Annotated in this window: 10 protein-coding genes; 9 read left to right on the top strand and 1 reads right to left on the bottom strand. The window is 71.8% G+C overall.

Annotated features, from left to right (window positions below):
- The first annotated feature begins 182 nt into the window (after positions 1-182).
- From ACFY23_RS23920 to ACFY23_RS23945, 6 genes are read left to right on the top strand one after another with little or no spacing between them, the layout of a single operon-like run.
- Positions 183-1,658 carry an extracellular solute-binding protein gene (locus ACFY23_RS23920; RefSeq protein WP_350677132.1) on the top strand — a complete coding sequence of 492 codons (1,476 nt, stop codon included), beginning with the start codon at positions 183-185 and terminating at the stop codon, positions 1,656-1,658.
- On the top strand, positions 1,655-2,644 hold the full coding sequence (locus ACFY23_RS23925) for a sugar ABC transporter permease (RefSeq protein ID WP_350677134.1): 990 nt from the start codon (positions 1,655-1,657) through the stop codon (positions 2,642-2,644). Before ACFY23_RS23920 ends, ACFY23_RS23925 begins: the two co-directional genes overlap by 4 nt.
- Entirely contained in the window at positions 2,644-3,462 is an 819-nt protein-coding gene (locus tag ACFY23_RS23930) for a carbohydrate ABC transporter permease (protein WP_350677136.1), read from the top strand. The genes ACFY23_RS23925 and ACFY23_RS23930 overlap by 1 nt, the downstream gene beginning before the upstream one ends.
- 19 nt (positions 3,463-3,481) lie before the next feature.
- A complete protein-coding gene (locus ACFY23_RS23935) occupies positions 3,482-4,336 on the top strand; it encodes an SMP-30/gluconolactonase/LRE family protein (protein ID WP_350677139.1) in 855 nt (284 codons plus the stop codon).
- A complete protein-coding gene (locus ACFY23_RS23940; RefSeq protein WP_350677141.1) occupies positions 4,333-5,478 on the top strand; it encodes a mandelate racemase/muconate lactonizing enzyme family protein in 1,146 nt (381 codons plus the stop codon). The genes ACFY23_RS23935 and ACFY23_RS23940 overlap by 4 nt, the downstream gene beginning before the upstream one ends.
- A gap of 5 nt (positions 5,479-5,483) precedes the next feature.
- The gene (locus tag ACFY23_RS23945; RefSeq protein ID WP_350677144.1) at positions 5,484-6,242 is read left to right on the top strand and encodes an NAD(P)-dependent oxidoreductase; all 759 of its coding nucleotides are present in this window, start codon (positions 5,484-5,486) and stop codon (positions 6,240-6,242) included.
- A gap of 11 nt (positions 6,243-6,253) precedes the next feature.
- Here ACFY23_RS23945 and ACFY23_RS23950 read toward each other — a convergent pair whose 3' ends face one another.
- The gene (locus ACFY23_RS23950; RefSeq protein ID WP_350677146.1) at positions 6,254-6,844 is read right to left on the bottom strand and encodes a dienelactone hydrolase family protein; all 591 of its coding nucleotides are present in this window, start codon (positions 6,842-6,844) and stop codon (positions 6,254-6,256) included.
- Positions 6,845-6,907: 63 nt separating this feature from the next.
- Here ACFY23_RS23950 and ACFY23_RS23955 point away from each other — a divergent pair, with 63 nt between their 5' ends.
- The 3 genes from ACFY23_RS23955 to ACFY23_RS23965 all read left to right on the top strand — a co-directional run bounded on the left by ACFY23_RS23955 (position 6,908) and on the right by ACFY23_RS23965 (position 13,207).
- The gene (locus tag ACFY23_RS23955; RefSeq protein ID WP_350677149.1) at positions 6,908-7,528 is read left to right on the top strand and encodes a helix-turn-helix domain-containing protein; all 621 of its coding nucleotides are present in this window, start codon (positions 6,908-6,910) and stop codon (positions 7,526-7,528) included.
- A gap of 515 nt (positions 7,529-8,043) precedes the next feature.
- On the top strand, positions 8,044-9,249 hold the full coding sequence (locus ACFY23_RS23960) for a low temperature requirement protein A (protein WP_350677151.1): 1,206 nt from the start codon (positions 8,044-8,046) through the stop codon (positions 9,247-9,249).
- A 208-nt stretch (positions 9,250-9,457) separates the two neighbouring features.
- Positions 9,458-13,207 (top strand): S8 family serine peptidase, encoded by a 3,750-nt coding sequence (locus ACFY23_RS23965; protein ID WP_350677153.1) that lies wholly within the window; start codon positions 9,458-9,460, stop codon positions 13,205-13,207.
- The last annotated feature ends 52 nt before the right edge of the window (positions 13,208-13,259 follow it).

Here is a 13,259-nt window from a genome sequence, read left to right on the forward strand (position 1 = left end):
CCGCCCCGGGGCGGCTCGCGACCCCTGTGCGTGACCAACCCACATGGCGGATGGCTATTGCACAAGGTGGTCGGTGAAGCTACTGTCCTCAACACGCTCTTCACCGCGACGAAACACAGACCGAAGCCTCGTCCTCGTTGGCCGAGCGGCTCCGCCAACCGGTGATCGAACAGGAGTAGGACATGAAGCAACCAGAGCTCACCCGCCGGTCCTTGCTGCGGATCCTGGGCGTGGGTGCTGCCGCGACCGCGGCGGGCGGGCTGACCACCGCGTGCAACCTGGTCGGCAGCGGCGACGGGTCCAGTGGGGACACGGTGACGATCAAGGTCATGCTGGTGCCCGACCCCTCCGGCGCCTCCCAGTTCTACCGCGAACAGTTCGACCTGTTCGAGGAGAAGAACCCCGGCATCAAGGTCCAGGTCATCGAGAACCCGACCGACCAGCAGATCAACGCCATCGAACTCAGCTTCCAGCAGGGCAACGCGCCGGACGTCTTCCGCGCCCAGGACCAGGGCTTCGACCGCATCTTCGAACGCGGCTGGATCGCGCCCCTCGACCAGTACGTCACCGACGAGTTCAAGGCCCGGTTCCCCGAGGGCACCCTCGACCCGGCCACGTCGGGTCTGCACCGCGACGGCAAGCTCTACACGCTGCCGCTGGTCTGGGGCAAGTGGTCCGTGGTGCGGTTCCTCCTGGTGAACAACACCGCCGCGAAGACGGGCGGGGTCACCGCCGCCCCGAAGACGTGGGAGGAGTTGGAACAGTCCGCCGCCGCGATCACCCGTGCCGGCGGGGGCAGGACGTTCGGCTTCGCCGGCCCGTGGAGCAAGAGCGTCCTGGCCCGCATGCTCCAGCACACCGCGGGGCCGCCCTCGATCGACAACGGCATCGACCTGCGCACCGGCCGGGCGGCCATCACCCACCCGTCCCTCGCCGCGACGGTCGACCTGCTCAGGCGGATGCACGCCGCGAAGACCATGACCCCGGGTTGGGAGACCTGGACGGACGCGGGCAAGGTGCACACCGCGTTCGCCAAGGGCGAGCTGGCGATGTTCCTCGCCTCGCCGTTCCAGATCAACGAGGTCCGCAAGCTGAACCCGCAGCTCGACATGACCATCGCGGCCGTGCCCGTGCCGGCGGCCGGGCGCGGCGGCTACTCGGGGCAGACGGCGAGCTTCAGCCCGCTCTGGTCGATGTCGGCCCAGTCCAAGCATCCGGAGCAGGCGTGGAAGGTGATGGACTTCCTCGCCTCCAAGGAGTTCCACCGGGCGTACTACGAGAAGTTCGGCACCCTGACCGCCCTGGAGAGCGCCTGGCAGGACAAGGCGGCGGCCAACGCGGACCAGAAGGCGATCATGGACATCGCCGCGGAGACCGTCCGGCTCATTCCCAACCCGGTCCTCGCCAGCAAGGGCGGCGCGCAGCTGATGGCGGCCATCCGCGGCAAGCAGGACCTGCAGTGGTCCGAGATCGCCCTGCCGGCCATCCTGCGCAACCAGCCCTTCGCCCCGGCCGCCGCGGGCCTCAACACCAAGCTCGACGCCTTCATCGACGAGCAGATCAAGACCCTGTCGGGCAAGGGGGTGCAGGCCTCGCGCGCCGACCTCACCTTCCCCGGTTGGGACCCGCTGCAGCCGTTCACCCCGAGCCAGAAGTGACCAGCACCCCCACCATCGTCCCGGGCGGCGCCGCAGAGCCGGCGGCGCCGTCCCGGCCCGCCCCCGCCGCCGCCCGGCGGCGCCGCCCCGGCCGGCTGCGCCGGCACGCCTGGCAGTACGTCTTCCTCGCCCCGATGCTGCTGCTCTTCGTGGCCTTCACCCTCTGGCCGATGGTCGCGAGCTGGTGGTACTCGTTCTTCGAATGGGACGGGGTGGGCCCGGCCACCGAGTGGGTCGGCTTCGCCAACTACACCGAGGTGCTCGGCAGCGAGCGGTTCTGGCACTCCTTCCGCAACTCCTTCTTCTTCTCCCTGGTCGCGATCTGCGTCGAGATGCCGCTGGCGCTGCTCGTGGCGATCCTGCTCAACAGCCGCCGGCTGCGCGGGCGCAACCTCTACCGGCTCTTCCTCTTTCTGCCGGTGGTGACCACCACCGCCGTGGTCGGCATCGTCTTCGCGGTCCTGCTGGACCCGGCCGGCGGGTTCGTCAACGAGGTCCTGCGCTCCGCCGGGCTCGTCGACTCGCCGGTGAGCTTCCTCTCCGAGTCGTCCGCCCTGCCGACCGTCATGGCGGTCGACGTGTGGAAGGGCTTCGGCATCACCCTCGTCTACTGGCTCGCCGCGCTGCAGACCGTCCCCGAGGACCTGTACGAGGCGGCGAAGATCGACGGGGCGAACGGGCGACAGACGCTGCGGCACGTGACGCTCCCGGTGATCGCCCCGATCGCCGTGGTGATCCTGCTGCTGACATTTCAGAAGAGCATGAACCCGTTCGACCTGGTGCAGGCGATGACGCAGGCCGGCCCCAACTACGCCACCGACGTGGTCGCCACCTACATCTACCGGTACGCCTTCAACCCCGACCTCAACGCGCCCCGCTACGGCTTCGCCTGCGCCGCCGGCGTCGTCTTCGGGGTGATCACGCTGGTGATGACGGCTCTGCAGGCACCCCTGCTGGGCCGGCAGTACCTGAAGGGGAGCCGCTGATGCGTCGGATGCACCTCTGGCACCTGCTGCTGGTGCCGCTCTGCCTGGTCTGGATCTACCCCTTCGTCTGGATGGTCTCCACGGCCTTCAAGTCGGAGCGGGAGGTCTTCCTCGGCGGGCTCTCGGTGCTGCCGAAGGAGTGGAGCTTCGACAACTTCATCCGGGCCTGGGACACGGCGCACTTCGGCACCTACCTGTCCAACACGGTCGTCTTCTCCGTCACCACCGTGGCCATCGTCCTGCTGGTCTCCGCCACCTCCGGGTACGCCCTCGGCCGCGGCGACCTGCCCGGCAAGAAGGTGATCGTCGGGCTGCTGATCGCCACCATGTTCATCCCGCACGGCTACACGATCATTCCGATCTTCAAGCTGGTCGACGGGCTCGGGCTGAACAACGGGCTGCTCGGTGCGGTGCTGGCCACCGCCGGGCCGGCGCACGTCGTACCCATCCTGCTGTTCATGGGGTACTTCGCCGGGATGCCGCAGGAACTGGAGGACGCGGCGCGGATGGACGGCGCGGGTTACCCGCGCATCTTCTTCCGGATCATGCTGCCGCTGGCCAAGCCGGTGATCGGCACCGTGGCGCTGTTCAACTTCATGGCGGCGTGGAACGCCTTCTTCATCCCGCTGGTGTTCACCCTGGGCCGGCCGGAGCTGCGCACGCTCGGCGTCGGCATGTACAGCTTCTTCGGCCAGGAGGCCACCGACTGGGGCGGACTGGCCGCCGCGGCGACGATCAGTCTGCTGCCGATCATCGCGATCTTCCTGTTCCTGCAGCGTACGTTCGTGGAGGGCATCGCCGGTGCCGTCAAGTCCTGACACCCTGCGCGCACACCCGGTGTCCGCCGAGCGATACGAACTCGGCGAGGGGCCGCGGCTGGACCCGCGTACCGGTGAACTGCTGTGGGTGGACATCCGCGCCGGTCGGCTGTGGCGGGGGCGGTTCGGCGGCGACCGGATCGAGGTGCTGGCCGGGTACGACGTCGGGGCGGCGACCGGGGCCGTGGCACCGCTCGCCGCCGGCGGCGCGGGCTGGGTCGTGGCTGCCGGGCGGGGCTTCCGGCACGTCGCGGCCGACGGCACGGTGCGTCCCCTCGGCGGTGACGTCGCCGCGCCGTGCACCCAGATGAACGACGGCGCCTGCGACCCGTACGGCCGGTTCCTGGCCGGAAGCCAGATCCTGGGCGGCGCGGAACCCTGGTCCGGCGCGCTCTACCGGCTGGAGCCGGACGGCTCGGTGGCGACGGTGCTGGACGGCATCGGGTGCGCGAACGGGCTCGGGTTCGACCCGGCGGGGGAGACGATGTACCACGTGGACAGCCGGCGCCGGCGGCTCACCGGCTACCGCTACGACCCGGCGACGGGTGAGGCCGGCGACCCGCGCGTCCTGGTGGAGTTCGACGACGCCACCCCCGACGGGCTCTGCGTCGACGCCGAGGGCTGCCTCTGGGTGGCGATGTGGGACGGCTGGTGCGTCCGCCGCTTCGCCCCGGACGGGACCCCGCTGGCACGGGTGCGGCTGCCGGTGCCCCGGCCGACCGCCGTCTGCCTGGTCGCCGGCACCCTCGTGGTGACCACGGCCTGGATCGGGCTGGACGAGGCGACCCGGCGGGCGGCGCCGGACAGCGGCCGGATCTTCGCCGTCGACGTCGGGATCGACGGGCCATCGGCGCACACCTGGGGGGCGGCGTGAAGATCACTCACCTGGAGCTGCTGACCGTGCCGCAGGACGCGAGCGCCATGCTGCTGGTGGTCGTGCACACCGACTCCGGCGAGTACGGCGTGGGCGAGGTCGGCATGCGCTCCCGCTGGCGGGCCGTCCGCGGCGCGGTGGAGGACTTCGCCGAGCAGTTGGAGGGCGCCGATCCGAGCCGGATCGAACACCTCTGGCAGTTCCTCTCCCGGTCGGGGTTCTTCCCGGCGACCGGGGTGCTCGCCTCCGTGCTCGCCGCGATCGACGTGGCGCTGTGGGACCTGCGGGGCAAGACGCTCGGCGTGCCGCTGCACCAACTGCTCGGTGGCGCCTCCCGGGACCACGTCGAGTGCTATGTGCACGTCCGCGTCGGTGACAACAGGGACCCGGCCGCGATGGTGGCCGAAGCCGAGCGGCTCGCGGCAGCCGGATGGCGCCACCTGCGGGTGCCGGCGAACAGCCCGGACGCCGACGGCGGGTACGACCAGCGCGGCGCCCTGCGGCACACCGTCGCCACCGTGGAACGGCTCCGCGCCGCGCTCGGCGACGACGTCGAGCTGCTGCTCGACGTACACACCCGGTTGGAGCCCCCGCAGGCCGTGACGCTGTGCCGGGAGTTGGAGCCGTTGCGGCCGTACTTCGTCGAGGACCCGCTGCGCAGCGAACACCTCGACGGCTACCGGATGCTGCGCCACCGCAGCGCCGTCCCGCTCGCGGCGGGAGAACAGCTCGGCACGAAGTGGGAGTTCCGGCCGCTGATCGAGGGCGAGCTGATCGACCACGCCCGCGTCGACGTGGCCAACACGGGGCTCACGGAGGCCCGCAAGATCGCGGCGATGGCCGAGGTCCACCACATCAACCTGGCCACCCACAACCCGCTCGGCCCGGTCACCGCCGCCGCCTCCGCCCACCTGAACCTCGTCCTGCCCAACGTCTCCGTCCAGGAGCAGCCCTGGCCCGAGTTCCCGCCCTCGCCGGTGCTGACCGCCGGCCCCGTGCTGGCTCCCGGCCGGATCAGGCCGGCGGAGCGGCCCGGCCTCGGCATCGAGCTCGACCTCGCCGCGGCCCGCCGGCTCGACCACGCCGGTCCGGCCCCGCTGCCGGTCTACCACCGCCGCGACGGCTCCTTCACGAACTGGTGACCGGGATGCGGATACTGGTGACCGGCGCGGCCGGCGGAGTGGCCGGTCTGCTCGTGCCGGAACTCGCCGGAGAACACGAGCTGCGGCTGACCGACCTGCGCGCCCCGCAGCCGGTCGGGCCGGCGGAGGTGGTGCCCGGCGACCTCGCCGACCGGGGTTTCGCCGAACGGCTCTGCGCCGGGATGGACGCGGTCGTGCACCTGGCCGGGAACCCACGGCCCGGCGAGGACTGGGACCGGCTGCGCGGTCCCAACATCGAGGTGCCGACCGTGATCCTGGCGGCGGCCGCGGAGGCGGGCGTACGCCGGGTCGTGCTCGCCAGCTCCGTCCACGTCCTCGGCGGCTACCGCCCGCCGGCCGCCCGGCCCGCGCCGGGCCCGATACGCGACCCGTGGCCACCCCACCCGTGCTGCCGCTACGGCGCGACCAAGGTCTTCGGTGAGGCCGCCGCCCGGGTGTACGCGGACTCGGGCGCCTTCTCCGCGGTCTGTCTGCGCCTCGGCGGCTGCCGTGCCGTGCCGCCGACGCACGGCTGGTTCGACACCTGGCTCGGCCCGGCGGACCTGGGCCAGGCGGTGCGCCGCGCGCTGCGGGCCGACGTCGACTTCGGGGCGTACACCATCACCTCGGCGAACACCCGGGCGGTCTTCGACCTCGACGCGGCCCGGCGCGACCTGGGTTATGCGCCGGTCCTGGACTCGGAGGCGTACCGGGACAGCGCGCCCGACGGCCCGTCGACACTGTGCCGGGGCGGGCAGGGCTGAGCCCGTCGCGGTCAGCCCACCCGGTCGAGGAACTGCCGCGAGCGCCGCACCACCAGCGCCGTCGCGTCCGCGTCGTACGACGGCAGCGAGCTGTCGGCGAACAGGTGCTGGTCGCCCGGGTAGACGAACAGCTCGGCCAGGTCGGCTCCGACCGTCGCGACCAACTCGCGCGCGGCGTCGATGTCGCCCTCCAGCGCGAAGAACGGGTCCTTGTCCATGCCGTGGATCTGCACCGGGACCCCGGTGGGCCACGGCCCGACGGCCCACTCGCCGGTGATCGGGAGGCAGGCTTCGTAGAGGAGTGCGCCGCGGGCGCCGGGGCGGGTCTGGGCCATCCGCTGCGCGGTGCCGACGCCGAAGGAGAAGCCGGCATAGACCAGCTCCTCGGGGAGGTCGGCCACGGCCCGGTCGGCCCGCTCGTCGAGCACCTCACCCCCGATGCGCCGGGTCAGCGCGAGGCCGTCCTCGAGGGTCGCCGGTCGTGCGCCGTCGAACAGGTCCGGCGTGTGCACGGTGTGGCCGCCGGCGCGGAGCTGCTCGGCGAACGCGCGCAGCCCGTCGGTGAGTCCCTGCACGTGGTGGAACAGCACGACTTCGGCCATCTCTACACTCCTGACAACGGACGGCGAGGATCAAACGATCCACAATCTTAGAACGGTCGAGAAATGTCGGTCAATCAGCGGATCCCGGACTACGACCTCGAGGAGATGCTCGTGGTCACCGCGCCCGAGCAACTGCGTGCGCTGGCCGACCCGCTGCGCGACACCCTCCTGGAGCTGCTCCTCGAGCGGGCCGCCACGGTCACCGAGATGGCCCAGGCGGTCGACCGCCCCAAGAGCAGCGTCGCCTACCACGTGAAGCTTCTCGTCGACGTCGGTCTCCTGCGCGTGGTGCGCACCCGCCGCGTGCGGGCGATCGAGGAGCGGTACTACGGCCGGGTCGCCCGGACGTTCTACGTCGGCGTGCTCAGCCGCAGCGAGGACAAGCAGGTCGTGGCGGCCATCAACGGGCTCGCGCAGGCGACCGCCGAGTCCGCTGCCGCCCACGCGGCCGACGAGCTGCGGTGCACGCTCGTGCACGCCCGCATCCCCGTCGAGGAGGTGCGCAACTTCTGGGCGCAGGTCCAGGAGCTGGCCCGCCGGTTCGCCCAGATCCCCCGCGCCGGCGACCAGGTGTACGGCTTCGTCGCCGGCCTGTACCCCACCGACGCTCCCACCCTTCCCGAGGCTCCCGCCCCTCCCGACGCTCCCGCCCTCCCCGACGCCGAGCGCGATCCAGCCGCCTGACGTCCGGCGCGGAACGACGACGTCGTCGGAGAGGCGCGGCGGTCCGCGACTTCGCGCCCACGAGCGGCCATCGGTTGCTGTCAATCGCGCCGTGACGGGCGATCCGCCCGATGTACCCTGACCGGCGGGCCCTCCGGTCGGACGTCATACCGTTCTGGCCTGTCCCGGGTGACCGACGGCGGCGGTGCGCCGGCGAGCACGCGGCGCGCCGGACGCGGAGCGCGGGCCCGCGGTCACCGCAGTCGCACGGTGGCGGCGGCGAAGTGCGGGGCCTGCCGGCCACCAGAGCTTCCCGCCCGCACTTCCCCTCGACCGGGCGCCGGACCCTGGCCATCGACGCGCGGCGCAGGACCAGACAGGCCCAATCCCACCCGGCACGCAAGATCGCCGCAGTGGTCGCAGAGAGCGGGAGGCGCGGGTGTTCGACAAGCGTCGGCGTGAGCCGGGCCGACGGCGGCGCGGCGCGTGGTACGACTGATGGCAGGTACCGCAGAACCGACAGACCGGGCGCGCCGATGACCGCCGGCAGCCCGCGCGACCTCCTGAGGGATCACGCCGAGCCGCAGCGCGCCACCTACGTCGAGCTCTTCTTCGACGTGATCTTCGTCTTCGCGCTGACCCGGCTGTCCCACACCCTGTTCAGCGACCTCACCTGGCTCGGCGCGCTGCACACCGGGATCCTGCTCGCCGCGTTCTGGTGGGTCTGGGTCTTCACCGCCTGGACCACGAACCGCCTCAACCCCGCCCAGCCCGCGATCCAGCTCGTGATCATCCCGATCATGCTCGGCACCCTGATCATGGCGGGCGCGGTGCCCGAGGCGTTCGCCGAGGACGGCATGATCTTCGCCGGCGCCTACGTCCTCATCCAGGTCGGCCGCGCCCTTTTCGTCACGGTCGCGATGCGCGGCCGGGAGGTGACGATCGGCTCCCTGCAGCAGTTCATCTGGTCCTGCATCTCCGGAGTGCTGTGGATCGCGGGCGCGCTCACCGACGGCAACACCCGGGTGGTGATCTGGCTCGTCGCGGCCGTCCTCGGGTACGTCATGAGTCGGCTGGACTTCCGGCTGCCCAAGCTCGGTCCGGCCCGGATCACCACGCAGGCGGTCTCGGCGGAGCATCTCGCCGAGCGCTACCAGCAGATCATGATCGTCGCGTTCGGCGAGTCGATCCTGGCGGCGGGCGGACAGTTCGCCGGGCTCGGCTTCGAGCGGGACCGGGTGATCGCGTTCGTGCTGACGTTCGCCATCACCACGCTGCTGTGGCGGATCTACTTCTACCGGGCCGGGCTGCTGCTCCCGGCCGTGATCGCGGCGAGCACCACGCCGGCGGTGTTCAGCCGGTCCGCCTCGTACGCCCACCTGCTCATGGCCGGCGGCATTGTGCTCAGCTCGGTCGGCGACGAGATCATCATCACCCACCCGTTCGCCGAGCCCAACCTCGCGTGGTCCGCCGTCATCCTCTGCGGACCGGCGATCTACCTGGCCGGCCGGGCCCGGCTCGACTACCTGTCGTTCAGCCGGGTCGCCCTGTCCCGGGTGATCGGACTGCTCCTGCTGGTCGCGCTGGCGCCCGTGGTCGCGTTCCTGCCACCGGTCCTGATCGCCGTGGTGGCCGTCGTCATCCTCACCGGGATCGCCGCGACGGACGCCGTCTCCTGGCGGGTCCGCCCCAGCGAACCGACCCCGCCACCGTCGCCCCGCGGGGGAGCACCGCGCCCGTAGCGCCCCGGCGCGCCGGCCGTCGGCAGGCCAGCCGACGGTGGTCACCGGGCCGGTCGACGTATGTACACCCACCGATCGGCGGTGGCGGCGACCTGACATGTCCAGTGTTCGCCAGGCCCAGCCGTAGCGAGTTCACCCCCGCTTTCACGAAGCTTTGCCCCACCGGCACGGACCACCACCCGTACCGGCAGAAGGAGGGGTCAGCTCTATGCGAACCAGAAGATCGACGCTGCTCGGCGTCGCGCTCGCGGCGACACTCGTCGCGACCGTCGGCACAAGCGCGCACGGCAAGGCACCGGCACCTGCCGGCGAGGTAACCGCCGCCGTACCCCCGTCGTCGAAGGCGGCACAGGTCACCCTCGTCACCGGTGACGTGGTCACGGTGACGACGCAGGGCGGCAAGCCGGCGATCACCGTCACTCCGCACGACGGGCCGGTCGGCAACTTCCGCACCTACTCGGTCGGCACCGACGTGTACGTCGTCCCGCTGGCGGTCGAGCCGCTCATCGCGACCGGCCAGGTGGACAGGCGACTGTTCAACGTCACGGGCCTGATCGCGCAGGGCTACGACGACGCGCACGACACGTCGATCCCGCTGATCGTGAAGTACCCGGCCGGGGCGGCGGGCAGGGCCGGCGCGCCGTCCGCCCCCGCCGGCAGCCGGGTGAAGCGGAGCCTGCCCAGCATCCGGGGCGCCGCCATCGCCGCCGACAAGAAGCAGGCCGCCACGTTCTGGGAGGCCGTCGACGACGACACCGCCAGGGCCCGTACCCCCAAGGCCCGGCTCGCCGGGGGCATCGAGCGGCTCTGGCTGGACGGCAAGGTGCACGCCCTGCTCGACCAGAGCGTGCCGCAGATCGGCGCGCCGGCCGCGTGGGCTGCCGGATACGACGGAACGGGCGTGAAGGTCGCCGTCCTGGACACCGGTGCGGACCTGAACCACCCGGACCTGGCTGGCAAGATCACTGAGAGCCGCAGCTTCGTGCCGGGCGAGTCGGTCGACGACGGGCACGGGCACGGCACCCACGTCGCCGCCACGATCGCCGGCACGGGCGCAGCCTCCGGCGGCAGGCACAAGGGCGTCGCGCCCGGTGCGCAACTCCTCGTCGGCAAGGTGCTGGCCGACGAGGGTGGCGGCGCGGAGTCGTGGATCATCGCCGGGATGGACTGGGCCGCCCACTCGGGCGCGAAGGTCGTCTCGATGAGCCTGGGCGGCGTGGCCGGCGAGGGGGTCGACCCGATGGCCGAGGCCGTCGACCAGCTGACGGCCGAGACGGGCGTGCTGTTCACCATCGCGTCCGGGAACTCCGGGCCCGGCGCGACGACGGTCGGTTCGCCCGGCATCGCCGCGTCGGCGCTGACGGTCGGCGCCGTGAACCGCGCCGACGCGGTCACCTCCTTCTCCAGCCGTGGCCCGCTCGCCAGCGGCGCCCTCAAGCCGGAGATCACCGCACCCGGCGCGGGGATCGTCGCCGCCCGGGCGGCCGGCACCAGCATGGGCACCCCGGTGGACGACCACTACACCGCCGCCAGCGGCACCTCCATGGCCACGCCGCACGTGGCGGGCGCCGCCGCGATCCTGGCCCAGCAGCACCCGGACTGGACCCCGGCGCGGCTGAAGAGCCAGCTCGTCAGCACGGCGAAGACCACGGCCGACACCTCGGTCTACGCCCAGGGCGCCGGCCGCACCGACGTGAGCCGCGCCGTACGGCAGCCCGTGTCCGGGCCCGGCGTGGTCGACTTCGGCCTGCAGGCGTGGGAATCGACCGCCCCGGTCACCAGGCAACTCACCTACGTCAACGACGGCGACCAGCCGGTCACCCTCGCGCTGACGACCAGGGGCGCCGCCGGGCAGTTGCCGGCAGGGGCGCTGACGTTGGGCGCCGACACGGTGACCGTGCCGGCCCGTGGCACCGCCGACGTGACGGTCACCGCCAACAGCGGCGTGGTGCCGCCCGGCGCGTACGGCGCGCACGTCACCGCCGCCTCCGCCGACGGCGGGACGGTCGTGACGACGGCCGTCGGTTTCGTTCGGGATTCGGAGCGCTTCAACGTGAACGTGAAGCTGATGGACCTGGACGGCAAGGCGCCGGCCTCCACCTACAGCAGCGTGTGGGTCTTCGATCTCGACAATCCCGGGCCCGCCGACATCCACTTCATCCTCGGCGCCGAGGGCACTCTGGAGCTGAGGCTGCCCCGCGGCGAGTACGCCTTCGAGGCGGGCATCTACCGATTCACCCCGGACTACCAGCAGGTCCGGGACCACGTCTACGGCGCGGAATCAGGCATCGTCGTCGACTCCGACCGCACCATCACCTTCGACGGGAGCAAGTCGAGCCAGGTCAGCATCCAGACGCCCAAGCCGAGCCAGCCGCAGCGCGTCCGGATGGGGATGTCGCTGCTGAAGGACGACAAGTCGCTCATGTACGGCCTCCAGACCGAGTTCAACGGCTACACGAAGCTGCACGCCATCCCGTCGCAGTTCAAGAGCGAGAACCTCGAGCACCGGCTGGCCTGGTCGCTGGCCGCACCGGCACTGGAGGCGCAACTGGTCAGTCCCGGAGCGTTCCCGATCACGCCGGAGTACGTCGGTGGCTGGGTCGGCTCGGCGCGCATCGACGGCACGCAGGTCCTGGGCGTGGTGAACGCCGGCCTCGGACGGCCGCAGGACTACGCGGGCAAGGCCGTCAAGGGCAAGCTGGCGCTGGTACGGCGCAGCGACGGCCTCACCCCGCGGCAGCAGATCGACAACGCGGCGGCGGCCGGCGCCGGCGCGATCCTGATCTACAACGACCTCCCCGCCGAGTGGGGTACCGACGTCTACCAGAAGACGCCGACCGCCATCCCGGCCATGACCCTCTCCGGTGAGCAGGGCGGCCGACTGGCCGGTCTCGCCGACCGCGGCGGCGTCCTGATCCAGCTCAAGGGTACGGCGGTGAGCCCGTACTCCTACGAGCTGATCAAGTACCAGCACGGCATCTCGGCCGACCAGCGCTACCAGGTCAGCCCCGAGGAACTGGCCACGGTCGACACGTCCTTCCACGCCTCGACGCCCGGCACCGAAGCCGGATACTCCCGCTTCCTTCTCTCGCCGCTGCAGTCCTTCATCGTCATGACCCTCGCCCGGACGACCATGCCGAGGTCGCTCACCGAGTACGTCACCGCGGGCCGGCCGACCTGGGAGTTGATGGCGCCGGCCGGCGTGTGGGAGTCGATGCCCGGCTTCCAGCAGACACTTCCGTCGGTGTTCGAGCCCGGGCAGCGGCTGACCCGGGCCTGGAACAAGCCCGTCGTCCGGTCCGCCATACCCGCCGGCCGGCCGGAGGGAGCCGTCCGGGTCGGCGACGTGGGCGTCGTGTTCACCACCGGCCTCCTTGACGAGGCGACCGGCCAGTATTTGACGATCCCCAACAACACCGACAAGGCGCTGACCACCGTGTACCGCGACGGCCAGTTGCTCGGGTCCGCACCGGCCGCGGCGGTGGCCTTCCCGATGACGCCTGAGCGTGCCAGGTACCGCGTGGTGACGGACGTGCGGCGGGACCAGCCGTGGTGGACGACCTCCACCAAGGTGAACACCGCCTGGACGTTCCACTCGCAGCAGGCCGGCGACCGGGCGCTCCTGCCCGTGCTGTCGGTCGGCTACGACCTCGACGTCGACCTGGACAACACCGTGCAGGCGCAGTCCACGGTCGGCATCAGCCTCGACTTCTGGTACCCCAAGGATCTGGCCGGCCTGCGGATCCGCGAGGCGAAGCTGTGGGCCTCCTACGACGACGGCGTCACCTGGCGGCAGGTGACCGTCACCGCCGGGGGCGACGCCACCGTCAAGGGCGCCATCAAGAGCCCGGCCCTGGACGACACCAACGGTTTCGTCTCCCTGCGGGTGCAGGCCACCGACGCTGACGGCAACACCGTCGAGCAGACCGTGACCCGCGCCTACAAGCTGCGGGGATGACCTCGTCGTCCCGCACGGTCGCCCCCATCCGCGCGTCGCGGGTGGGGGCGAC

It is taken from the genome of Micromonospora sp. NPDC000121, assembly GCF_042899165.1.
GTDB lineage: Bacteria > Actinomycetota > Actinomycetes > Mycobacteriales > Micromonosporaceae > Micromonospora.

Coding starts and splice junctions, on each gene's coding strand:
- ACFY23_RS23920 (WP_350677132.1), top strand. CDS start 183: ATGAAGCAACCAGAGCTCACCCGCCGGTCCTTGCTGCGGATCCTGGGC.
- ACFY23_RS23930 (WP_350677136.1), top strand. CDS start 2,644: ATGCGTCGGATGCACCTCTGGCACCTGCTGCTGGTGCCGCTCTGCCTG.
- ACFY23_RS23945 (WP_350677144.1), top strand. CDS start 5,484: ATGCGGATACTGGTGACCGGCGCGGCCGGCGGAGTGGCCGGTCTGCTC.
- ACFY23_RS23950 (WP_350677146.1), bottom strand. CDS start 6,844: ATGGCCGAAGTCGTGCTGTTCCACCACGTGCAGGGACTCACCGACGGG.
- ACFY23_RS23955 (WP_350677149.1), top strand. CDS start 6,908: ATGTCGGTCAATCAGCGGATCCCGGACTACGACCTCGAGGAGATGCTC.
- ACFY23_RS23960 (WP_350677151.1), top strand. CDS start 8,044: ATGACCGCCGGCAGCCCGCGCGACCTCCTGAGGGATCACGCCGAGCCG.
- ACFY23_RS23965 (WP_350677153.1), top strand. CDS start 9,458: ATGCGAACCAGAAGATCGACGCTGCTCGGCGTCGCGCTCGCGGCGACA.